Source organism: Streptomyces sp. NPDC006314 (assembly GCF_040613075.1).
Lineage (GTDB): Bacteria > Actinomycetota > Actinomycetes > Streptomycetales > Streptomycetaceae > Streptomyces.
On sequence record NZ_JBEXRL010000012.1, the window covers coordinates 180,916 to 203,052 of the forward strand.

At 71.8% G+C, this 22,137-nt stretch carries 22 protein-coding genes and 2 pseudogenes; 10 read left to right on the plus strand and 14 right to left on the minus strand.

The window, feature by feature from the left end; translation table 11 throughout:
• Window positions 1-172: 172 nt before the first annotated feature.
• Both ABZ079_RS23065 and ABZ079_RS23070 read right to left on the minus strand, forming a co-directional pair.
• Window positions 173-592, minus strand: a complete 420-nt coding sequence (locus tag ABZ079_RS23065) for a hypothetical protein (protein ID WP_356941314.1) — start codon at window positions 590-592, stop codon at window positions 173-175.
• A gap of 121 nt (window positions 593-713) precedes the next feature.
• Window positions 714-1,925, minus strand: coding sequence for a pyridoxal phosphate-dependent aminotransferase (locus ABZ079_RS23070; RefSeq protein WP_356941315.1), 1,212 nt, complete (start codon window positions 1,923-1,925; stop codon window positions 714-716).
• A gap of 126 nt (window positions 1,926-2,051) precedes the next feature.
• Between ABZ079_RS23070 and ABZ079_RS23075 the strand changes: the two genes are divergently transcribed.
• Together ABZ079_RS23075 and ABZ079_RS23080 are read left to right on the plus strand one after the other, a co-directional pair.
• Entirely contained in the window at window positions 2,052-2,747 is a 696-nt protein-coding gene (locus ABZ079_RS23075) for a hypothetical protein (RefSeq protein WP_356941316.1), read from the plus strand.
• Window positions 2,748-3,714: 967 nt separating this feature from the next.
• Window positions 3,715-4,548 carry a serine protease gene (locus tag ABZ079_RS23080; protein ID WP_356941317.1) on the plus strand — a complete coding sequence of 278 codons (834 nt, stop codon included), beginning with the start codon at window positions 3,715-3,717 and terminating at the stop codon, window positions 4,546-4,548.
• 17 nt (window positions 4,549-4,565) lie between these two features.
• On the opposite strand, the gene ABZ079_RS23085 is transcribed toward ABZ079_RS23080, so the two are convergent.
• A complete protein-coding gene (locus tag ABZ079_RS23085) occupies window positions 4,566-6,176 on the minus strand; it encodes a D-aminoacylase (protein ID WP_356941318.1) in 1,611 nt (536 codons plus the stop codon).
• Between the two features lie 9 nt (window positions 6,177-6,185).
• Window positions 6,186-7,457, minus strand: a complete 1,272-nt coding sequence (locus tag ABZ079_RS23090) for an alanine racemase (RefSeq protein ID WP_356941319.1) — start codon at window positions 7,455-7,457, stop codon at window positions 6,186-6,188.
• Between the two features lie 172 nt (window positions 7,458-7,629).
• On the opposite strand from ABZ079_RS23090, the gene ABZ079_RS23095 reads away from it, so the two are divergent.
• From ABZ079_RS23095 to ABZ079_RS23115, 5 genes are all read left to right on the plus strand, one after another.
• Window positions 7,630-8,661: a sugar kinase gene (locus tag ABZ079_RS23095; RefSeq protein WP_356941320.1), complete on the plus strand. Its 1,032-nt coding sequence runs from the start codon at window positions 7,630-7,632 to the stop codon at window positions 8,659-8,661.
• Entirely contained in the window at window positions 8,658-9,422 is a 765-nt protein-coding gene (locus ABZ079_RS23100) for an IclR family transcriptional regulator (RefSeq protein WP_356941321.1), read from the plus strand. The genes ABZ079_RS23095 and ABZ079_RS23100 overlap by 4 nt, the downstream gene beginning before the upstream one ends.
• Window positions 9,419-9,829 carry a RidA family protein gene (locus ABZ079_RS23105; RefSeq protein ID WP_356941322.1) on the plus strand — a complete coding sequence of 137 codons (411 nt, stop codon included), beginning with the start codon at window positions 9,419-9,421 and terminating at the stop codon, window positions 9,827-9,829. Before ABZ079_RS23100 ends, ABZ079_RS23105 begins: the two co-directional genes overlap by 4 nt.
• 124 nt (window positions 9,830-9,953) lie before the next feature.
• Window positions 9,954-11,453 carry a gluconate:H+ symporter gene (locus ABZ079_RS23110; protein WP_356941323.1) on the plus strand — a complete coding sequence of 500 codons (1,500 nt, stop codon included), beginning with the start codon at window positions 9,954-9,956 and terminating at the stop codon, window positions 11,451-11,453.
• Between the two features lie 58 nt (window positions 11,454-11,511).
• Complete coding sequence (locus ABZ079_RS23115) at window positions 11,512-12,066, plus strand: hypothetical protein (RefSeq protein ID WP_356941324.1); 555 nt, start codon at window positions 11,512-11,514, stop codon at window positions 12,064-12,066.
• A 3-nt stretch (window positions 12,067-12,069) separates the two neighbouring features.
• Here the strand turns inward: ABZ079_RS23115 and ABZ079_RS23120 are convergent, their stop codons facing one another.
• Window positions 12,070-13,413 (minus strand): M14 family metallopeptidase, encoded by a 1,344-nt coding sequence (locus tag ABZ079_RS23120; protein ID WP_356941325.1) that lies wholly within the window; start codon window positions 13,411-13,413, stop codon window positions 12,070-12,072.
• Between the two features lie 279 nt (window positions 13,414-13,692).
• Between ABZ079_RS23120 and ABZ079_RS23125 the strand changes: the two genes are divergently transcribed.
• A complete protein-coding gene (locus ABZ079_RS23125; RefSeq protein WP_356941326.1) occupies window positions 13,693-14,103 on the plus strand; it encodes a DUF5959 family protein in 411 nt (136 codons plus the stop codon).
• Window positions 14,104-14,244: 141 nt separating this feature from the next.
• Here the strand turns inward: ABZ079_RS23125 and ABZ079_RS23130 are convergent, their stop codons facing one another.
• Both ABZ079_RS23130 and ABZ079_RS23135 read right to left on the minus strand, forming a co-directional pair.
• Window positions 14,245-14,466 carry a DUF397 domain-containing protein gene (locus ABZ079_RS23130; protein ID WP_356941327.1) on the minus strand — a complete coding sequence of 74 codons (222 nt, stop codon included), beginning with the start codon at window positions 14,464-14,466 and terminating at the stop codon, window positions 14,245-14,247.
• Between the two features lie 8 nt (window positions 14,467-14,474).
• Window positions 14,475-15,326, minus strand: a complete 852-nt coding sequence (locus tag ABZ079_RS23135; protein WP_356941328.1) for a helix-turn-helix transcriptional regulator — start codon at window positions 15,324-15,326, stop codon at window positions 14,475-14,477.
• A gap of 205 nt (window positions 15,327-15,531) precedes the next feature.
• Here ABZ079_RS23135 and ABZ079_RS23140 point away from each other — a divergent pair, with 205 nt between their 5' ends.
• Window positions 15,532-15,942 (plus strand): ATP-binding protein, encoded by a 411-nt coding sequence (locus ABZ079_RS23140; RefSeq protein WP_356941329.1) that lies wholly within the window; start codon window positions 15,532-15,534, stop codon window positions 15,940-15,942.
• Window positions 15,943-16,139: 197 nt separating this feature from the next.
• On the opposite strand, the gene ABZ079_RS23145 is transcribed toward ABZ079_RS23140, so the two are convergent.
• A complete protein-coding gene (locus ABZ079_RS23145; protein ID WP_356941330.1) occupies window positions 16,140-17,396 on the minus strand; it encodes a DUF1266 domain-containing protein in 1,257 nt (418 codons plus the stop codon).
• Between the two features lie 277 nt (window positions 17,397-17,673).
• A pseudogene (locus tag ABZ079_RS23150) lies at window positions 17,674-17,901 on the minus strand (transposase family protein); the annotation flags it as partial.
• On the opposite strand from ABZ079_RS23150, the gene ABZ079_RS23155 reads away from it, so the two are divergent.
• Entirely contained in the window at window positions 17,881-18,141 is a 261-nt protein-coding gene (locus ABZ079_RS23155; RefSeq protein ID WP_356941378.1) for a hypothetical protein, read from the plus strand. The pseudogene ABZ079_RS23150 and the gene ABZ079_RS23155 overlap by 21 nt on opposite strands.
• Here the strand turns inward: ABZ079_RS23155 and ABZ079_RS23160 are convergent.
• The 5 genes and pseudogenes from ABZ079_RS23160 to ABZ079_RS23180 all read right to left on the minus strand — a co-directional run.
• Window positions 18,131-18,259: pseudogene (locus ABZ079_RS23160) on the minus strand (Tat pathway signal sequence domain protein); the annotation flags it as partial. The gene ABZ079_RS23155 and the pseudogene ABZ079_RS23160 overlap by 11 nt on opposite strands.
• A gap of 114 nt (window positions 18,260-18,373) precedes the next feature.
• Window positions 18,374-18,559: an acyl-CoA carboxylase subunit epsilon gene (locus ABZ079_RS23165; protein WP_356941331.1), complete on the minus strand. Its 186-nt coding sequence runs from the start codon at window positions 18,557-18,559 to the stop codon at window positions 18,374-18,376.
• Entirely contained in the window at window positions 18,556-20,172 is a 1,617-nt protein-coding gene (locus ABZ079_RS23170) for an acyl-CoA carboxylase subunit beta (RefSeq protein WP_356941332.1), read from the minus strand. The genes ABZ079_RS23165 and ABZ079_RS23170 overlap by 4 nt, the downstream gene beginning before the upstream one ends.
• Before the next feature lie 72 nt (window positions 20,173-20,244).
• Window positions 20,245-21,798, minus strand: coding sequence for an FAD-binding oxidoreductase (locus ABZ079_RS23175; RefSeq protein WP_356941333.1), 1,554 nt, complete (start codon window positions 21,796-21,798; stop codon window positions 20,245-20,247).
• Window positions 21,795-22,133 carry a YciI family protein gene (locus tag ABZ079_RS23180; RefSeq protein ID WP_356941334.1) on the minus strand — a complete coding sequence of 113 codons (339 nt, stop codon included), beginning with the start codon at window positions 22,131-22,133 and terminating at the stop codon, window positions 21,795-21,797. Before ABZ079_RS23180 ends, ABZ079_RS23175 begins: the two co-directional genes overlap by 4 nt.
• Window positions 22,134-22,137: the final 4 nt, after the last annotated feature.

Below are 22,137 nucleotides of genomic sequence, written 5' to 3' on the forward strand. Positions count from 1 at the left end.
GGGGATGCGGCGGGACCGGACGGCCGCCGCTTCCTTGCGCTGCTGCCGGGTCTGGTCGCCGGACGGCGTCGAGGCAGGCGGCTGCCGGTGGCCCACTGGTGTGTGGCGCCCGGTCCGCGCGTCGCTGTGGGTGCACGCGGACCGGGGCCGATCGGGGGACCCCGGAACGGGGTCACGGGGCCGCGCTGAGCTCTTTCGGGTCGGCCAGGGCGGCGGCGTGGGCGTCCATGCGTTCCGCGGCGAGGATCGCCGCGGAGGTGTCCGCCCGGGACGCGGCGACGACAAGGGCGCGGCCCGCGAGGGCGTGGGCCCGCCGGTGCAGTGGCGCCGGCTCACCGGCGGCGGCCGGAACCGCACGCGCCGGCGCACGTCCCGCCTGGAGCCGGCTCACCTCGCCGGCCAGCCGATCCGCGGCCGTGTCCAGTCCGGCGGACGGCGTCAGGGCGCGCAGCTCGTCGGTGACCGCGAGCAGCGCGGCGAGGTGCCCGGCGAGCTGGATGTCCAGCTCCTCCTCGCGGGAGCGGTGGGGGTAGTCGGAGGGGGTGCCGGCCATCGTGCGGTGGACCGACTTGGTGCGGATCGGTTCGTACATGGCTGATGGCCTCCTGTGCGCGTACAGGAAGCCATCCTAGCTTGGATTTCGTCTAAAGTTGAGTCGGGTCACGGATTGCGGTCCGGCGGTCTCCGTCCGCTACGACCGCCTGTCTCGTCCGCTAGGGCTGGCTGTATCCGTCCAGGAAGTTTCCGATGCGGGTCACCGCGTCCCTGAGGTCCCCGACCGACGGCAGGGTCACCACGCGGAAGTGGTCCGGCTCGGGCCAGTTGAAGCCCGTGCCCTGGACGACCATGATCTTCTCCTTGCGCAGCAGGTCCAGGACCATCTGCCGGTCGTCCTTGATCTTGAACACCTGCGGGTCCAGGCGCGGGAAGAGATACAGCGCGCCCTTGGGTCGTACGCAGCTCACGCCGGGAATCCGCGTCAGCAGCTCGTAGGCCGTGTCCACCTGCTCCTTCAGCCGGCCGCCCGGCAGTACCAGGTCGTTGATCGTCTGGCGTCCGCTGAGTGCGGCGACCACTCCGTGCTGGCCCGGCATGTTGGCGCACAGCCGCATGTTCGCCAGGATCGTCAGGCCCTCGAGGTAGGAGTCGGCGTGCGCGCGCGGGCCGGAGACCGACATCCAGCCGACGCGGTACCCGGCCACCCGGTACGCCTTCGACATGCCGTTGAAGGTGAGGGTGAGCAGGTCCGGGGCGATCTTCGCGGTCGGGGTGTGCGTGGCGCCGTCGTAGAGGATCTTGTCGTAGATCTCGTCGGAGCAGACCAGCAGGTTGTGGCGGCGGGCGATGTCCGTCAGCCCCTTGAGCATGGCCTCGTCGTAGACCGCGCCCGTGGGGTTGTTCGGGTTGATGATGACGATGGCCTTGGTGCGGTCGGTGACCTTGCGCTCGACGTCGGCGAGGTCGGGCATCCAGTCGGACTGCTCGTCGCAGCGGTAGTGCACCGCCGTACCGCCGGAGAGGGAGACGGCCGCCGTCCACAGCGGGTAGTCCGGCGCGGGGACGAGGACCTCGTCGCCGTCGTCCAGCAGGCCCTGCATGGCCATCACGATCAGCTCGGAGACGCCGTTGCCGATGAAGACGTGCTCGACGTCCGTCTCGATGCCGATGGTCTGGTTGTGCATGACGACCGCGCGGCGGGCGGCCAGCAGGCCCTTGGCGTCACCGTAGCCGTGCGCGGTGGAGACGTTGCGGAGGATGTCCTCGAGGATCTCCGGGGGGCACTCGAAGCCGAAGGCGGCCGGGTTGCCGGTGTTCAGCTTGAGGATGCGGTGGCCCGCCGCCTCAAGCCGCATGGCCTCCTCGAGAACCGGGCCCCGGATCTCGTAACAGACGTTGGCGAGCTTGGTCGACTGGATCACCTGCATGTCCGTGAGCTTACGACCCGCCAACGCCTCCCGGGTCGTGTTTTCCGACACGTGAGACACGGAGGTTTGCCCGGATATCGCCGTGGGCTGTCTCAGGAGTCACTTGCGTCCCTAGAATCCGCTGTCATGTCCACCGAACGCGACCACGAGGCGGGGGCGTACGGCGTGCACGGGCCGGTCGGCGAGCCCCAGGGCCCGCCGAACGTGTACCTTCCGCAGGCGGCCCAGGCCCCCGCCTACGACGCCTACACCGACCCCGCCACCGCCCACGGCTGGCAGAACGCCTACGACGCCACGTGCGAGCTGCCCGCGCAGTCCGAGCCACGCGCGCCGCGGCAGCCGGGCGAGGGGCGGGCCGAGCGTCGGCGCGAGGAGCGGCGCAGGGGCGGCCGGCGCAGGGTGGCGGTCGTCGCCGGGGCCCTCGGGGTGGCCGGGACCGTCGCGGTGATCACCGGCCTGTCGGGCGGCCCGGATTCCCCTGACGGCTCCCCTCCCGCGGACGGCGGGCGCGGCGTCGCCCGGGAATCCGCCACCTCCGGCACCCGCGCCGACACCGCCGTCCCGGCCACCGGGGCCCCGGCCGCCGTCGTCCGGTCCGTCGCGGCCTCGCCGTCCCGTACGGCGGTCTCCCCGGCCGCCCGCGCCTCCCAGGGCGACCCGACCGGCGGGGCGAGCGCCACCCCGGCAGCCACCAGCTCGGCCCCGGCCACCACGGCGTCCGCCCTCCCCACCCCCACGGCCACGTCGACCAGCCCGACGCCGTCCGGTGCCGGCATCCCCGGCCGGGGGCACGGCCACGGCACCACGAAGCAGCCCCGCTGACCGCCGGCCGGCGGCGCGCACACCACCCTGCGACCGACGCCACCGCCGCGTACTCGCCACGGTCCTGAGGCCGACGCCAGGCCGCGTCCACGTGGCGCACGCGCCACGGCCCTGAGGCCCGATGCCGTCAGACAACCGTCACGGTCCTGCGGTCGACGCCACGCCGCGTCGACCGTTGCGCACGCGCCACGGTCCCGCGGTCGATGTTTCGCGTACGCGCCACCGCGCCACCGCCGTCGACCACCGCGCACGCGCCACCGCCCCGCCGTCGATGTCGCCCGGCCTTCGCCGTAACGGCGTTGCGGGACGGACCAGTTGCCGTCCGAGGCGTGTCGCGCGGGTGCGGGGCGTGCGAGAGCCGCCGCATGGCGGAACGGTCCCGAGCCGCTCCTCCCGGGCGGCAGACGACCCCCTCCGTCGCCCCCGGCCACGATGTGCTCGCCTCCGACGGGGGTCGTGATCGCGTCGCCGAACGGGTACGGGTGGCGGTGGCCGACGGCCGCCTGGGCCGGCCGAGTCGGAGGGCCGGCTCACCGGGTCCACCACGTCCGGAAGCTGGGCGAGCCGGCCGCCGCGAACCGGGTGCCGCCCGAACCGGGGCCCCGGGACGAACCCGTCGCGGATCGCGCGCCCACCTCCGGCCGCGCGCGGGTCTGTTCGGCGGCTTCGCGGGTGAGCGTCCCTGGGTCGTCCCACCGCGGATCACCGCCTGGCGGCGTCGAGGTCAGGGCTTCCGTGCTGCGCACCAAGGGTCCCGCCCTGTTCTGCGCGGTCGTCACCCGGCCGGCGGCGGACGGGAAGTGAAGCCGTGACGGAGCTGGTCGACTCGGCCGGCAGTACAGGGAAACCCCTATGACCTGACCCGCCTTCTTGTTCGCGCCCCTCTCTGCGTTAAGAATGCGCATGACAAACGTAAGGGCGACCGGAGATATCTCCGGTCGCCCACGTCATAAGAGGGGACCCCCACATGAACAAGCCTCTCCTTGCCGCGCTCTCCTCCCTGGCCATAGCCGGGGTGGGCGCGGCCCCCGCGGTCGCCGCGCCGCACACCGCCAAGGCCGCCGCGGTGACCGTGAACTTCGCCGGGACCGTCTCGCTCAGCAACTGCTCCGGCTCGGTCATCCGCTTCCCCAACTCCGCGGACACCGACCCGGCGCTCGTGATGACCAACGGCCACTGCCTGGAGACGGGCTTCCCCAGCCCGGGCGAGGTCATCACCGGCCGGTCCTCCAGCCGCAGCTTCGGCCTGCTGAACTCCTCCGGCGCCAGAGTCGCCACGCTCCGCGCCAACCAGGTCGTCTACTCGACCATGACGGACACGGACGTCACGATCTACCGCACCACCACCACGTACGCGGCGATCAGGAACTCGTACGGCATCAGCCCGCTCACCATGCAGGACACGCACCCGACCGCCGGCACCGCCATCAAGGTGGTCTCCGGCTACTGGAAGCGGATCTACAGCTGCAACATCGACGGCTTCGTGTACCGGCTGAAGGAGGGCAACTGGACCTGGAAGGACTCGGTCCGCTACACCTCCTCCTGCAACACCATCGGCGGCACCTCGGGCTCGCCCGTGATCGACACCGCCACCGGCAAGGTCGTCGCCGTCAACAACACGGGCAACGAGGACGGCGAGCGCTGCACCGACAACAACCCGTGCGAGGTCGACGCCAGCGGCAACGTGACGGTCCGCCAGGGCATCAACTACGCCCAGGAGACCTACAACATCCCGGCCTGCTTCACCACCGGCAACAAGCTCAACCTGAGCGCCGCCGGCTGCACCCTGCCCAAGCCGTAGCCGCCGGGGCCGGGCGGTCACACCGGGGTACGACGGACCGCCCGCCCCGCCAGTACGTCCGTCCGCTTCCCGTCCTCGATGACGAACCGGCCGTCGACCAGGACGTGCGGGATGCCGGCCGGCAGGCGACGGGGCTCCGCGAAGGTGGCGCCGGGCGCGACCGTCTCCGGGTCGAAGAGCACCAGGTCGGCCCGGTACCCCTCGCGCACCAGCCCGCGGTCCGGCAGTCGCAGCCGGGCCGCGGGCCGGCCGGTGAGGTGGGCGACGCACTCCTCCAGTGTCAGCACACCCAACTCCCTTACGTAGCGGCCCAGGTAGCGCGGAAAGGTGCCGTACGCGCGCGGGTGCGGCTTGGCGCCCTGGAGGATGCCGTCGGAGCCGCCGGTGTGCGTCCGGTGCCGCATGATCGTGCGGACGTTCTCCTCGTGGCCGACGTGCTGCAGGATCGTCGTACCGAGCCGGTCCTCGACCAGCAGGCGGTGGGCCGTGCGCCAGGGGGGCTCGCCGCGCAGGTCCGCCGACTCGCGGACCGTTCGGCCCACGAAGCCGCCGAGCGCCGCATCGGTCACCCCGGCGATCTCGATCGTCTCCCACTCCACGGGCACGCCGTGGCAGCCGTCGGAGCCGGTCACCTCCAGGTCGTGCCGGATGCGCTCGGCCGTCGCCGGATCGGTGAGCCGGGCCAGGATCTCCTCCGGGCCGCCCTCGCTCGCCCAGCTCGGCAGCAGCGCGGCCAGGGTGGTGGAGCCGGGGGTGTAGGGATAGGTGTCCAGCGTGATGTCCGCGCCCGCCTCCAGGGCCCGGTCGAGCAGGGCGAGCAGCTCCGGCGCCCGGCCCTCGTTCACGCCGAAGTTCATCGTCGCGTGGGCCAGGTGCAGCGGGCAGCCCGCCTCCCGGGCCAGGGCGACCATCTCGGCGTAGGCCTCCAGGGCGCCGGCACCGTAGGAGCGGTGGTGCGGGCAGTAGTAGCCGCCGTACTCCGCCACCACCCGGCACAGTCCGGTCAGTTCGGCGTCCGCGGCGTACATGCCGGGCGCGTAGGTGAGCCCGGAGGACAGGCCGACCGCGCCCTGCTCCAGTCCCTCCGCCACCAGCCGCCGCATCCGGTCCAGCTCTGCGGGGGTGGCCGCGCGGTCCTCCCAGCCGACGGCGAGCGCGCGGACCGTGCCCTGCGGGACGAGGTAGGCGGCGTTCACGGCGATCCCGCGGTCGAGCCGGTCCAGGTACTCGCCGACCGTGCGCCAGTCGATGTCGATGTCGTCGCCGTACCCGTTCCAGCCGGTGATCGCCCGCCGCACCTCCTCCAGCGTGCGGTCGTCGGCCGGGGCGTACGACAACCCGTCCTGGCCGAGCACCTCCAGCGTGACCCCCTGCGCGGCCTTCGCGCTGTGGTCGGGGTCGCGCAGCAGGGCGAGGTCGGAGTGGGCGTGCATGTCGATGAAGCCCGGGGAGAGGACCAGGCCCTCCGCGTCCACCTCGCGCATGGCGCGCGGACGCTGGCAGCCCGCCGCGGCGGCCTCCTTGACGATCGAGACGATCCGGCCGCGGTCGATCACGACATCGGCGCGGTAGGAATCCGCACCGCTGCCGTCGACGACGTCGGCGTCACGGATGACCAGCTCCTCCACACGGGCCTCCTAGAAGAACGTACGGATGAAGTCGACGACCGTGCCGTCCGTCTCGACGACCGGGATCAGCTGCCACTTGTCGAAGGACGTGCACGGGTGGGACAGGCCGAGGCCGATCCAGTCGCCGACCTCGACGTCCGCGTCCGGGCCGGTGCGCAGCCACAGGTGCTGGTCGGACAGGGCGCTCACCTCGATGCCGGCCGCGGGGTGCTCCGTGCCGTTCCGGCGTACCACGTGGGCCACGGGAAGGTCGAGGTCGTAGGCGGCGTCCCGCTTGCCCCCGTTGACGAAGGCCTCCGCCGGGGAAGGCCGGGACACCACCTGGGCCCACAGCCGGAACGCGGGCTCCAGCGCGCCCTCCTCGGGCACCCGGTTGAACGGTGTCAGCCGGCTGTAATGCACGTCGTCGTGCGAGACGTAGGCGCCCGAGCGCAGCAGCCTCAGAGCGGGGAGGGACAGCTCGGGGACGGCGGCGAGGACATCGGCGACCGCGTCGAACCACTCGCTGCCGCCGGCACTCACCACGATCTCCCCGGCGCCGGCGAACCGCCCGGCCTCGTCCAACTCGACCGCGAGCGCGACCAGCCGCTCCAACCACTCCCGCACTCGCTCCGGCGTGGCACCGGGCACCTGTGCCTCGTACCCGGCCACGCCGACGAGCCGCAGCGTCTCGACGCCGGCCACCGCGTCGGCGACGGCCAGGGCCGCGGCCGCCGTGCGCACACCGGTCCGGGCCCCCTCGCCCGCGCCCAGCTCCACGACCACGTCCACCGGTCGGGCGGCGCCCCGCAGGGCCGCGTCCATCAGCTCGACCCCGCGCTCGGAGTCGACGTAGCAGATGAAGCGGAAGTCCGGGTCGGCGGCCAGTTCGGCGGCGATCCAGCGCAGGGCGGGGGCGTCCACCAGCTCGTTCGCGAGGAAGATCCGCTGGATGCCGAACGCCCGGGCGACGCGCACCTGATGGGGCATGGCCAGCGTGATGCCCCAGGCGCCGTGCTCGATCTGGCGGTGGAAGAGCTGCGGGGCCATGGAGGTCTTGCCGTGCGGGGCGAAGGCGAGACCGTGCCGGGCGGTGTACGTCTCCATGAGTGCCAGGTTGTGCTCCAGGCGCTCGGCGGACAGCGCCAGAATCGGGGTGGTGAAACCGTCGGCCTCACGGAAGAGGTTGCGGCGCTGGGCGGCCAGCTCGCCGACGGTGAGGCCGTCGGCGTCCGGCGGGAGGCCCTTGAAGCGGTGGTCGACATGGTCCTCGGCCAGGCGGGCGAGCGCTTCCCTGATCACGGAGCCCCTCTCTCGGTCGTTGCGCTATATGCAACGGCCATTGCATGTTGCGCTTACTGGTGTCTAGCATCTCGCCGAACGCCGGGTCAACGGAGCCGTCACCCGGTTATCGACAGGAGTCATCATCAACGACGCTGCTTACGACTCGGCCGTTGCGCACCCGCGGAATGTCGTGGACGCGGTGACGCTCGGCGAGTCCATGGTCGCCTTCCTGCCCAGCCGCCCCGGCCGCCTCGCCGACGTGCCCTCCTTCGACCGGGCCATCGGTGGCGCCGAGTCCAACGTGGCCTGCGCCCTGGCCGCGTTCGGGCATACGGCCCGCTGGGTCGGCAGGGTCGGCGCGGACGGCTTCGGCGATCATCTGGTGGAGCGGGTCGCCGGGTACGGGGTCGACGTCTCCGCCGTGTGCCGGGACCCCGCCCGACCCACGGGGGTGTACTTCCGCACCGCCGACGACCGCGGAACCGGCGCGCACGAGGTGGCGTACTACCGGTCGGGGTCGGCGGCCTCGGCGATGAGCACCGGGAACGTGGACCTGGCGGCGGTGCGAGCGGGGCGGGTACTGCACCTGTCGGGGATCACGGCGGCGCTGTCGGGCGACTGCCTGGAGCTGATGCGCGAACTGACGGCACCCCGGCCGGGCCGCCCGCTGGTCTCCTTCGACGTCAACCACCGGCTCGCGCTGTGGCCGGGTTCCGACGGGCCGCGGGTGCTGCTGGAGCTGGCGCGGCGCGCCGACATCGTGTTCGTGGGCGACGACGAAGCCCGCCAGGCGTGGGGGCTGCACGGCGGCCGGGCCATCCTGGAGGCGCTGCCCGAACCGCAGACCGTGGTCGTCAAGCACGGCAAGGGCGGAGCGTCGGCGTTCGACAGGAACACCGCAGGGCTGGAGGACGCCGACGGCACCGCGACCCTCGTCCGGCCCCCGCACGTCGACGTCGTCGCCCATGTCGGCGCCGGAGACGCCTTCGCCGCCGGATTCCTCTCCGCCACCCTCCGCGGACTTCCCGTACGCGACCGCCTCCGCCACGGTCACCTGTTCGCCGCCGCCACCCTCACCACCCCCGGCGACCTGGCTGCGCCCCCCACCCGCGACCACGCCGACCGCCTGGCCGCCCTCGACGACGACGCATGGGGGAGACTTCGACTCGGCCCCGGCTGGACGCAAGCCGACAAGGCCTTGGAGGAGGCGAACACCCCATGAGTCAGACCGTCGACCGCGCCCTGAGCATCCTGCCGCTGCTCGCCGAGGGCCCCGCCGACCTCGGCCAGGTCGCCGACCGCCTCGGCGTCCACAAGTCCACGGCGCTACGACTCCTGCGCACCCTGCACGAGCACGGCCTGGTCTACCGCCAGTCCGACCAGCGCTACCGCCTCGGCGCCCGCCTCTTCGCCCTCGCCCAGGAAGCGATGGAGAACCTCGACATCCGCGAGATCGCCCATCCCCACCTGGTCCGCCTCAACGAGGCCTGCGGCCACACCGTGCACCTGGCCGTCCACGAGGAGAACGAGGTGCTCTACATCGACAAGGTCGACAGCCGCTACCCGGTGCGGATGTACTCGCGGATCGGCAAGCCCGTCGCCATCACGGTCGCCGCGGTCGCCAAGCTGCTCCTCGCCGACCTGCCCGAACCCGAGCGCCGCAGCCTCGCGGACAAGCTCGACTACCCCCTCTACACGGCCCGTTCCACCCCCAACGCCGCCGCTTTCCTGCGCGAGTTGGAGCAGGTGCGCGAACAGGGCTGGGCCACCGACCTCGGTGGTCACGAGGAGTCCATCAACTGCGTGGCCGCACCGATCCGCGGCGCCGACGGACGCGTCGTCGCGGCGATGTCGGTCTCGGCGCCCAACGTCGTCGTCACCGCCGACGAACTCCTCACCCTGCTGCCGCAGGTGCGCCGTACCGCGGACGCGATCAGCGGCGAGTACTCCGGAAGAACGCCAGCGAAGGGCACCACCGTATGACCGAGAAGACCGCGCTCACCCCGAAGACCCACACCACCCCGCCCGCGAAGTTCTCCCACGGCGTGAAGAAGGGCAGCATCCTCCAGGTCGCCGGCCAGGTCGGCTTCCTGCCCGCCGAGGAGGGCAAGCCCCCGACACCGGCCGGTCCCACCCTGCGCGAGCAGACCCCGCAGGCCCTCGCCAACGTCAAGGCGATCCTGGAAGAGGGCGGCGCCGGCTGGGACGACGTGATGATGATCCGCGTCTATCTCACCGACGTGGACCACTTCGCCGAGATGAACGAGATCTACAACACCTACTTCGAGGAGCAGGGCCTCACCCAGCCGCCCGCCGCCCGCACGACGGTCTACGTCGGTCTGCCGGCCGGCCTCCTCATCGAGATCGACGCGCTCGCCGTACTCGGCTGAGCCCCTGACGATCCCCCACCTCCCGCACGCCCCGCACGTCCCGCACGGCACGGCACCCTCCGGGGCGCCGTGCCGCGATCCCCCCTGCCCGAAAGCTTCATGAACTTACGCAGAGGACCCCCGAATGTCCGTTCCGCTCGCCGCGACCACCCCCGCCGCACCACCCCACACCGGCGGTTTGCTCCTCCTGCTCGACGGCACCCCGGGCCTGCTCACCGTCGCCGCCCTCGGCATAGCCCTCCTCCTCTTCCTGATCATCAAGGTCAGGCTCCAGCCCTTCGTCGCCCTCCTCGCCGCCTCCATAGCCGTCGGCCTGCTGGCCGGACTGTCGGTGACCGAACTCTTCGGTACCGTCCAGCGCTCCGACGCCGTCTCCACCATCGAGTCGGGCATGGGCGGCATCCTCGGCCACGTCGCGATCATCATCGGGCTCGGCACCATGCTCGGCGCGATCCTCGAAGTCAGCGGTGGCGCGGAGGCGCTGGCCTCCCGGCTGCTGGGTCTGTTCGGCGAACGGCGCGCCCCTCTCGCCATGGGCCTGACCGGCCTGATCTTCGGCATCCCGGTCTTCTTCGACGTCGGCATCTTCGTCCTCGCGCCGCTCGTGTACGCGGCCGCCAGGCGGAGTGGCAAGTCGCTCCTGCTCTACTGCCTGCCCCTCCTGGCGGGTCTCTCCATGACCCACGCCTTCCTGCCGCCGCACCCCGGCCCGGTCGCCGCCGCCGGACTGCTGCACGTCCAGCTCGGCTGGGTCATCCTCATGGGCATCGTCTGCGGCATCCCCGCCGTCCTCGCCGCCTGGGCGTTCTCGGCCTGGATCGGCGGGCGGATCTTCGTCTCCGTACCGCAGGACATGGTCGAGGCCGCGCAGGAGGCCAAGCGGGCCGTCGCCGCCGAGCAGCGCGCCCAGGGCGTGGAACCGCGGGAGAAGCCGGTGCCGCTCGGCACGGTCCTCGCCATCATCGGTACGCCGCTGCTGCTGATCCTGGCCGCGACCTTCTCCTCGATCGCCCTGGCCCCCTCCACCGGCCGCTCGGTGCTCGAGTTCCTCGGCCACCCCTTCGTCGCCCTCACCCTCGCCCTGCTGCTCGCCTACCACCTGCTCGGTATCCGGCGGGGCTGGTCGCGCAAGTCCCTGGAGACGGTGTCGACCTCGTCCCTGAAGCCGGTCGGCAACATCCTGCTGGTTGTCGGCGCGGGCGGGGTCTTCGGCGCCGTACTGAAGGCGAGCGGGGTCGCCCAGGCGCTCTCCGACACCTTCGACGGCGCCGGCCTGCCGGTGATCGTGCTGTCGTACCTGATCTCACTGGTGCTGCGGATCGCCCAGGGCTCGGCCACCGTGGCGATCGTCACCACGGCGGGCATCGCGGCGCCCCTGTTGACGGAGGGTCACCACTCCCAGGCGTTCACCGCCCTCGTCATCGTGGCAATTTCGGCCGGATCCATCTTCGCCTCGCACGTCAACGACGGCGGCTTCTGGATGGTGGCGAAGTACTTCGGCATCAGCGAACGGGACACGCTGAAGACGTGGACGGTCCTGGAATCGGTGCTGTCCGTGGCGGGGTTCGCGGTGGCGGGGGCGGTGAGCGTGTTCGTCCAGGCGTCGTCCGAGTGGCCGGTGTGAACCAGGGGATGGGCGGGCTGACTGGTTCCGGCACAGGGAAGTCGTCCATACTGCCGCCGTGGAGCAGCGCATAGGATCGAACAGCAAGCCGTCGAAGGCCGCGCCGTTGAAGGCCGAGCCCGTGACAGGCGCCGGGTTCGACCCGGCCTTCATCCCCGGCCTCACGGCTCCGGCCGCGGCCCCGGTTCCGGCTCAGGCCGACGCCGAGGCCGAGCCGCGGGACGCGGAGCCGGAAGCGGTGGCGGGGCCGGAGGAGCCGGCGCGTGCCGGGGAACCGGAGCCCGAGGACTCGGCACAGCCGGAGGAACCGGCGGACGACGAGAAGGCGGCCGGCGGCCCCGTCTTCGAGGCCGCCGACCGCCGCGCGAGGATAGTGGCCGACCGCACGGGCGTCCGCCTCAGCCTCGACGAGGAGTCCTGCGAGTTCCGCTGGGACGAGATCGCCGCGGTCGAGACGGAGTCGCCCCGCTTCGGCAAGCGTTTCACCATCACCGTGCACACCCCGGACCGCCGCTGGTACCCGATCGAGATCGAGGCGGCGGCCAGGGCGCGTTTCGCGGAATGGGAGTCACAGCTGGACGCTGTGCTGGACGCCTACTTCGAGGACGCCTAGCCGCTAGCCGCAGTACTGGGCGGCCTTCCCGATCGCCCGGTACATGCAGTCGGCGTTCTCCAGCAGCTGCAACACCGCGTCCTTGTTCCGGGAGGTCTCCCGCTCGATCACCTCGTCGGGCGGGTAGAACCCACCCCCGAAACCTGACGCCGGATACATCTCGAAGGTGTAGTCGAAGATCTTCTGCGTGCCCCACAGATAGTCGTCGATCGACCCGTCCGTGATGTACAGATCACTCGCCTGCTCGGCGGTGTACCCGTTGCTGGCGGCCATCTTCTGCCCCACGGCCTTGAAAGTGGCGGCGTCGTCCGCGGTCATCCCGGTGGCGGTGTCCGAGTAGGTGTACCCGAACGGCCACAGCACCAGCTCGCTGTAGGTGTGGAAGTCGATCCCGGCCTTGATCTGCTGCTTGCCCCCGACGACCCGGCTCCGCACGAAGTCGGCGACGACCTTCACCTCGGGCGCGGACTCCGCGGCGGAGCCACGGTAGGTCTCGGACGACGTCGACCCGGACGAACCGCCACAGCAGCCCCACTTGTAGTTCCAGTTCCGGTTGAGGTCCGTACCGACGTACGAGGAACCGGAGTTGGGCTGCCGGTTCTTCCGCCAGGACCGGTACGACCCGGTGGCGATGTCGTACTCGCCCCCATCCGGATTCAGATCCGGGACGATCCAGATCTCCCGGCTGTTGACGATGTTCGTGATCCGGGAGTCGGTCCCGTACCCCGCGCCCAGCTCGCGCAGCAGATACAGCGCCATCTCCACGGTCAGATGCTCACGGGCGTGCTGATGGAAGGTGAACAGCACCTCGGGCTCGCCCTCGTCCGTCCCCACGTTGTCGCTGACCTTGACGGCGACGATGTCCCGCCCCTGGTACGACTTCCCGATCACCCGCTTGCTCATGATGCCCGGGTAGGCGGCGAGCCGCTGGTCGATCTCGGCGTTCGTCTCGGCGTAGTTGTGGTATTTGGAGTCGGCGTTCGGGAAGTCGCGCAGCCGCGGCCCGGACCGCTCGGGTGCGGCGCCCAACGGGCTCACGGTGTATCCCAGTTGCCGCAGCCTGCGGATCTGGTCCGCGCGTCCGGAGACGACCACGGTCTCCTCATCGGCCTCGTCGACGGTGACGCCGGTCGCCTGAATGGCCGTACGGGTCACGGGGGTGGTGCGCTGATGGATCTCGTACTGCCGGATGTCGTCGCCGGAGGGCGCGACCGTCCGGACGCTGTGGGCGCTGGCGTCCGTGACGGTCGCCGAGACGGGGGCGGCGAGGGCGAGGGCCAGCAGTGCGCCGAGCCCGGCGATACGTCTGCTGCCGCGCGCGCCGGAGCCGCGGGTGCGAAGTCGCATGAACTCTCCTTGGGTCTCCAGGAATCCGGGGTCGCCGGATGTGGGGAGTGGAGCTGGGAGTCGGGGGGTGTGCCTCAGTGCGACGTGCGGGTGGGGGTGCGGACCGGGGAGCGGGGTCTGCTGTGATTCCGCTGTGCCGGTCGGCGCTCCATGGTCCAGCGGTGTCATGGTCGGGTCAAGAAGCGGCAAGGGGGTCCGACTGAAAATCGCCGCGCGTGGTCTCCTCGAACGGTCGTACGGCAACATGGGCGTCAGCCCAGCGAGAGAGAGTAAGGCACGGTGACGAAAGCAGACGAGGTGGACCTCGTCCATCTGGAGGACGAGTGCGGCAACCGCTGCGTCGTACGGGTGACGGGCCCCGCGAGACCCGGCGGTGACATCCTCCGGGCCGATGTGCTCCTGTCGGCGAGCTTCGTCGACGCCCGCCTGGACGTGTACCTCTTCCCCGGCGACCTGGACGCCTGGCAGGGCGGTCTGATCGAACTCGCGCCCGGCAAGGATGTGAGGATCGGCCGCGACCGCGGCCTGGAGCTCATCCTCCACATGCTCGAGGACCACTCCCTGGCCGTGACCGTCCACGACCCCGACCGCCTCACCACGGCGCTGGGGATGCGGCCGGAGGAGGACTGGATCGACGATCACCATCAGCGCGCCGAACAGGTCCGCCGCACCTGGCCCGACGCCTGCTGAACGGCGTCTGCCGAACGGGGCTCGGCCGGCGCCGCTCGATGCGGTCGAGGTGGCCGGCGAGCGCGACGCGGTGACTGATGCCGAAGTCCCCGTCGGGCAGGGCCGCCTGCCGTCCGTAGTGCCGCCCCACGACCGTGTCGGTCAGCGGTCGGGATTCACATACGGGCCCGTCGTGGAGGCGCTCTTCTTCAGGGCTTCGATGAAGGGGGTGAAGGCGCCGACCGGGAAGGTGAGGGTGGCTCTGGCGGGGGCTTTTGAGTCGCGGATGGCCATGTGGGTGCGGAGGTCCGCGATCTCGACGCAGTCGTTGCCCTCGCCTCCGCCGGAGAAGGACGACTTCTTCCACGCGGTGTGGGTGATCATGCTGGTCCTCACAGCTCCTTGAGCAACTGGTGGATGAGATCTCGCGACTGCTGCGGGGGCAGCGCTCCGTCCTTCACCCTACGGAAGAGCTTTCGAAAGTGCTCCAGTTGAGCTTCGGAGTCGACGAATGCCGTGCCGTGCGGTGCGTCGCGCACGACGGTGTCCAGCCGGGGGACCGCTCCACCCAGGTGCACCATGGTGCTACCGGCTCCCGCGAAGTCGTCCACCGCGAAGGGGATGACCTGAACGGTGATGTGATCCGCGTCGGACATCTCCAGAATGCGGTTCAGCTGATCCCGGGAGGCTGCCCGGCCGCCCACCTTGATACGGAGCGCCGCTTCGTGGATCACGGTCTCGTAGGGGATGGGATCAGGGCCGTCGATGACGACCCTCCGCTTCATCCGGTGCTCCACACGGAGGGCCAGCTCGCTCTCCGGGAACTCGGGATTCATGTAGGCGAAAAGGGCTCTGGCGTAGGCCTCCGTCTGGAAGAGCCCGGGCACGTGGATGACCGCCACGTCATGGCGGAACCTCGCGTGATGGTCCAGCTCGGCGAGGTCCTGGTAGGCGGCGGGGAGGATGCCGCGGTACTCCTCCCACCAGCCTCGCGTACGGTCGATCGCCATAGCGGCTAGGGCATCGATCAACTCATCATCCGCGCAGGCATAGTTGGCGGCAAGCCGTCGGACGCGCTGCTCGCTCACCCCTGCGATCCCGGACTCGATCTGACTCATCTGCACCGAGTTCGCCCCGAGCAGGCTCGCTGCCTCGGTTGCCTTGAGTCCGGCGGCTTCGCGCAGTCTGCGGAGTTCCGTCCCCAGGCGCACCTGGCGTGCGGTGGGGGCCCGTCGTGCTGGCACGGCGTCCTTCTTTCCTCAACGGCCATGGTGAGGCACCTCGTTCGTGGTCAGATTACGTGACCCGCTTGAAGTGAATGAAATTTATGACCTACCGTCAGTGATGCGACGCTCACGCAGCGGAAGCGCACCGCTTCGTCCTGCCACGACGGCTGCGGCAATGCCACCGCACGCGAAAGCCCCCTCACTCTCACGGAGTTGATGACCCATGCCCGAGACCGAGTCCTGGGACTACACCCTCTACATCCCGAACGACCTCAGAGCCGTCACCGTCTGCCGCCGCACCCTGCGTCTGATCCTGACCCTGCACGGGCTGATCGGTCTGGTCGACACGGCGGAACTGCTCGCGGCGGAGCTGGTCTCCAACGCCGTACGGCACACCAAGGGGCCGGCCGCGCTGAGGGTTCGCCGCACCCCGCAGGGGGTGGTGTGGATCGGGGCGTGGGACACGGATCCCGAGCCGCCCCCTCCGCCCCGACCGCTGGACCAGGCCGCCGAGCTGGAGGACGGACGGGGACTGGGGCTGGTGAGGGCCTGCGCGGACTACTGGGGCTGGCAGCCGTCGGCGCGGTTCGGGGACCGGGGCAAGTACGTGTGGTGCGAACTTGCGGCGGCGTGATGGCCGGCTCGTCGCATGAGGCGTTGCACCGGAATGGCGCGGCATCCCGGTGCCCGACGCTGCGCGCGAGCGCGCCGAGGCCTGCATGGACCCGCATCAGCTGGAGCTGTGGGCCCAGCGAGCCGTACGCCACGGACGCGGCGGAGCTGTCCGCCGACGAGTGAGGGTATTGCGGGGACCGCCGTCCGGCGGGGCGCTCATCGGAACGGGATGTTGAGCCAGGGGCTGCCGGGCTCGGTCATCAGGATGCGATGGGCCTCGACCATGTCCTGGTACCAGGCCCCGAACTCCTCGTCGTCGAAGTGAAGGCAGCGCCCGAGGATGTAGCCGGCGGAAAAGTCCTGCCACGACTTGTGGGACAGGGCGGCGGCCCGCCCCGCCTGGATGACGGCGGACTCGGCCTCCGCGAGTGTGCCGAACCGGGCCCCGAGACCCCAGCGGGCCATCTTCGACGCGCGCCCGAGATCCCAGGCGTCGACGGACGAGACGTACCCGTTCTCATCGAGCACACCGTCGGCACGCATCCGGGCCTCATAGCGGGTGATACGCCCGATGAGCCGCTGCACACCCTCGATGCGGGCCTCGACCTCGTACTCGGGTCGGGGCTCGGTCCTGGTGACACCCTCTTCGCTGACCACGACCGAACCCTCGGAGTTCGCGCGGATGACGTTGGCGGCGGCCTGCCGCCAGTACCCCGTGTCGACGTGCCCGCCGAAGTCCCGGGCGATGGTCCGGCGCAGACCCAGGGCGAAGTCCCAGACCGAGCTGTGCTGCTCACAGGCAAGGAGGTCGCGGAGGTAGTCCTGCCACTGCTCGCGGGTGGTGATGCCCCACCACTCCCGAAGCCGTTTCCGCTCACCCGGATATCCGATGCCGTGCCAGGCCATGCCGTTCCAGAAGGAGCCGTTGTTCACGCACAGGAGGGCGCCGCAGGCGAGGCCGTGGGCGACGGTGCCGTGCAGCGGGCCACCGATGCGGAGAGTGTGCAGCCGCAGCGACCTTTTCCGGGCAGGAGCCTGCTCCCCGTACTGCGCCCAAGCCGCCGAGTGCGGCGGTGCCGACGGGAGAAACGCCTCGCACGGACTTCCGGGATTGACGACGATCACCGGCGGATCGGTTCGCTCCCAGACCTTGGCGAACCACTCAAGGTGGTTCCAGTCGAACACCCGATGGGGCTCCGGCGCGGGCAGCATGCCCTCGGTGTACACGACCCAGACCCGTCCGCCGGGGATACGCGGATCGTGTCCGAAGACGGCGTACGTGGCGCTGGGCGTGGCATCCGCCTGGTCCTTCTGTATCTCGAAGAACAGCCTGCCCCGCGCGAGCGCCCCGAAGTACGCCGCCCAGTCTCCACGCCCCTTGGCCTCGAACAGCGCCTGCTCGATCTCCGACGGCGGTGTCCAGGAAGCCGGCGCGGGAGGCGGGAAACCGGCAGGCGGGGGACCGAACGACATGACACTTCCTATCCTCTTCGCTTTCAGCTGTGCTCGGAACTCACTGAAGCAATGGTGCCGGGCCTGGCCCCACGCTCCTGCCATACGGGAATCCCTGGCCGCCGCCCTGCGGACCACCGACTCCCCAATGCCGCTGTCCCCGTACGGTTCGTCGCCTCCTGCCCGGTCGGCCGCGATCCAGCACTTCTGGCGACACCCGCTGGCCGAGCAGGTGGGCGAAGAAGGACGGGGGAGGGGCCGACTTCCAGGCCCTTGGCGAAGAAAGGCCTCAGGCGTCCACGGCGTCGGCGAGCGTGGGTGCCAGCGCGGCCAAGGCCTCGATGGCCTCGCGGACGTAGCGGTACACGGCTATGCCGATGCCGAACCCTGTCGCGAGTGGGGCGTGGGTGTTCCCGCAGCGTAGGTGCGCAAGGGCGAGCAGGGCCTGGTGCCCGGCGGTGAGGCGACGCCAGCGGGTGCCGATGCGCGGGCGGTGAGTGTACAGGTGACGGGTCAGATACCCCAGGCTCGAAGTGGACCGGCCTGGTCCCCGGTGCGCTACCTCGACTACTCGTTCCTGCGCGTGGACGTCGAGCCCGCGCCGAAGGGCCACTACGCCAAGCCGAAGGTCTCGGGCATCGCCGAGACCGGTGACGGGAGCGAGCACTTCACGGTGGCCCGCAAGGCCAAGGGACCGAGTCCGGACAGGCGTCCGTCGGCGGCCTCCGGCCGCGGGCCGGCGCAGGCGGTCCTCCCATCCTCTTGAGGATCGCCTGTTTGGCCATCGTGAACTCCTCGTCGGCCGGCACCCCGTCGCGGTGCAGCTCACCTAGCTCCCGCAGCCGCCGCAGCAGGGCGTCGTGGTCGTCCTCGACGGAGGAGGACGTGAGCTGCCGGGGGAGCCGGGGCACGCCCGGGCGCGTCCGGCTCGCCGGCCCCGCCTGTTTCGCCGGCTGATCCCGCGCGTTTCCGGGTCGGTCGTTCCCCGGCGGCCGTGCTCACGCCGTGCGTCCCCACACCCTGGCCGGGCGGTGGGTGTGGCCCTGGTGGGCCCAGGGGGCGGGGCGGATGGTGTCGGCGGGCAGGTTTCCCACGCGCTGGTTGGCCAGGGTGTGCAGGACGGCCAGGAGGGCGGCGAGCTCCTCGGGGGTCGGCTCGCCCGACTCGATGCGGATGCCGTTCATGCCGGCTGGTTCCCGTGCTTGCGGTGCGGCAGCGGCGCGCTCTTGGTGCGCAGCATCGTCAGGCCCGCGGCGAGCACGGCCCGCGTGGACTGCGGGGCGATCACGTCGTCGACGAGGCCGCGTTCGGCGGCGTAGTACGGATGCGTCAGCTCCGCCCGGTACTCGGCCACGCGCCGGGCCCGGACCTCCTCCGGGTCGTCGGCGGCGGCGATCTCGCGCCGGAAGATGACGTTCGCGGCGCCCTCCGCGCCCATCACCGCGATCTCGTTGGCGGGCCAGGCGTACGACAGGTCGGCGCCGATGGAGCGGGAGTCCATGACGATGTAGGCGCCGCCGTAGGCCTTCCGCACGATCACCTGGATCCGCGGCACGGTCGCGTTGCAGTACGCGTACAGCAGCTTGGCGCCGTGCCGGATGATGCCGCCGTGCTCCTGGTCGACACCGGGCAGGAAGCCGGGCACGTCGACCAGCGACACCACCGGGATGTTGAACGCGTCGCACAGCTGCACGAACCGGGCGGCCTTCTCCGAGGCGTGGATGTCGAGCACCCCGGCGAGCACCAGCGGCTGGTTGGCGACCACACCGACCGAGGCGCCCTCGATCCGGCCCAGCGCGCAGATCACATTGCCCGCCCAGCGCTCGTGCACCTCCAGGAACTCGCCGTCGTCCAGCACCTCCTCGATCACCCGGCGCATGTCGTACGGCTGCGCCGGATCCGCCGGTACGAGGTCCAGCAGGCCGGTGCAGAGCCGGTCCGGCGGGTCCGCGCAGGGCGCCTCGGGCGGGGTCTCGGTGCTGTTCTGCGGGAGCAGCGACAGCAGATAGCGGACCTCCTCCAGACAGGTCTCCTCGTCGTCGTGGGCGAAGTGCGCGACGCCGGAGGTCTCGGCGTGCACGTCGGCGCCTCCGAGCCCGTTCTGCGTGACCTTCTCACCGGTCACCGCCTGGATGACGTCCGGGCCGGTGATGAACATCTGTGAGGTCTCGCGGACCATGAACACGAAGTCGGTGAGGGCGGGGGAGTAGGCGGCGCCGCCGGCGCACGGGCCGAGCATCACGCTGATCTGCGGGATGACCCCGGACGCCTTGGTGTTGCGCTGGAAAATGCCGCCGTACCCGGCGAGCGCGGTGACGCCCTCCTGGATACGGGCGCCCGCGCCGTCGTTGAGCGACACCAGCGGCGCTCCGGCCGCCAGGGCCAGGTCCATGATCTTGTGGATCTTCTGGGCGTGCGCCTCGCCGAGCGCCCCGCCGAAGATGCGGAAGTCGTGCGCGTACACGAACACGGTACGGCCGTGGACCGTGCCCCAGCCGCCGATCACCCCGTCCGTGTGCGGGCGCCTGTCCTCCATGCCGAAGCCGGTCGCCCGGTGCCGGCGCAGCGGCTCGACCTCCTGGAACGTGCCCGGGTCCAGGAGGAGGCCGATGCGCTCCCGGGCCGTCAGCTTGCCCTTGGCGCGCTGCCGCGCGGTGGCGGCCGCGTCGCCCGCGACCACGCCCGCGCGCAGCCCTTCCAGTTCCGCGGTGCGGGCCCGCAGCGACGGCTGGGCGGCCGGGGCGGCGAACTCCTCTTCCAGTTCGGCCAGTTGGCTGCTCACAGTCTGCACGGACATGGTCGGTCTCCTTTCCGTTGACGTGTTCCGGTGGTCCTTGCCGAGGTCGTCCTTGCCGAGGCGCCAGGCCCCCTACAGGCCCAGGCCGCGGTAGCGGCGGGGCCACAGGCCGTGGCTGCCGGGGGCCAGGACGCCCGCCGGGTCGAGCGCGTCCTTCACTCGCTCCCCGAGCCGCCGCAGGGCGTGGTCGCAGGCGCCGTAGGCCGCCGCGACGTCGTCGGTCAGGGCGGGGTGCGCCTGCCGTACGCCGAGTCCGTCGGCCGCCGCCCGGGCCACCAGGCGACGCGCCACGGCGAGGGCGGCGGCCCGGTCGTCGGGGTCGTGGACGTCGAACACGACCGGCACATGGTGGTGCAGCACCCGTCGGCCCACCACGAAGGAGCCCAGGTAGTCGCGGCCGGCCGCGTGCAGCAGCCGCCGGGTCCGGCGGTACTGGGCGAGCGCGTCCGCGCCGGTGGCCGGCAGCAGGGGGGTGACGGCGAGATGCCCGCCGTGTCTCGGCCAGCCGTCGGCCGCGTCGCCCCACAGCCCGGCCGCCGTCCGGTCCTCCCCGGGCTCGCCGAGCGTGCACCGGGTGCCCGGGATCGACGCCAACGCCTCCCGCAGGACGGCCCATTGGGCGTCCACCACCCCCGGGTGACCGGCCAGCGTGCCGTACGCCGTCCAGTGGCCCAGCCCCAGCTCGGCCACGACGGCGGCGACGGCGTCCTCGGGCACCGGGCCCGGGGCGCCGGGGAAGTCCTCGCGCCGCCGCCCGGCCGCCGCCACGTCCAGCAGCGGGCTGCGCACGACGGGCGGCTCGCCGAGCGTGCCGTCGGCGCGCAGCGCCCGCAGGGCGTCCACGAGCGGGCCGAGGTCGTCCGCGCGGGGCACGGTGACGACGTAGGGGCGGCGGTCGGCCGGTGCCGGGCGCAGCCGCACGCCGAGCTTGGTGACGACCCCCAGGTTGAGGGGGGCGAACATGGTGTCGAAGGACGGGCCGTGGCCGTACGGCCACAGATGGCCGGTGCGGGAGCCCGGCACGGCACCGGTGCCGGTGCGCACCAGCTCGCCGTCGGGCAGGACGACCTCCAGGCCGCACCACACCGGCGGTTCGTCCTCGTACGGGGCGAGGCCGCCGGCGTGCAGGGCGTGGCCGAGGACGCTGCCCCAGCCGAGGTCCACCGGGTCCAGCCGGTAGGGCAGCCGGTGGGCGGCGAGATGGGCGGCGAGGTCGACGAAGGTGACGCCGGGTTCGACGACCGCGTGCCCGAAGGTGGCGTCGACGGCCACGATCCGGTTCAGCCCGGAGAGGTCCAGGACGACCGCGCCGGGCAGCCGGGGTGCCGCCCCGCCCAGCCCGGTGTTGCGGCCGGGCAGGGCGGGGGCGAGCGGGATCCGGTGGCGGCCGGCGAGGCGCAGCAGCTGCCGTACCTCCTCGACCGTGCCGGGGAGCAGGGCGGCGCTCGGGGCGAAGTGCCCCGGGCCGAGCACCGCCTGGGCATCGTCGTACCCGGTGAGGGCCACCGCCTCGGAGGTCAGCACCCGGGAGTCGCTGAGCACCGCGCGGAACGCGGCGAGTGCCTCGGCGAACTCCCGGGCGCCGACGCCGTGCGGGAGCCGGGTACGGCCGTCCACGGGGGTCACGGCCGGCCGTCCGGGCCGCCCCCGGTGCGGCTCATGGTGCCGGTGAGCCGCACCGGGGAGTTCTGCGAGGGGGCGAACGCCTGGATGTCGATGCGCTCCCAGACCCCCGAGACGGCGAACGGGTCGTGGAACGCGAACTCCTCGACCTGCTCGCGGGTCTCGGCCCCGACCACGATCAGGCTGCCCACCGCGGTGACGCCGTCGGCCGCGACCAGCGGCCCGTACAGCACCGGCACCACCCGGGCGGTGCGCAGCCGGGCCGAGTGCGCGGGCCGCTGGTCCGCCCGCAGCGCGGCGGTGTCCGGCGCGTCGAGGCAGTGGATGACCCACAGCATCGGT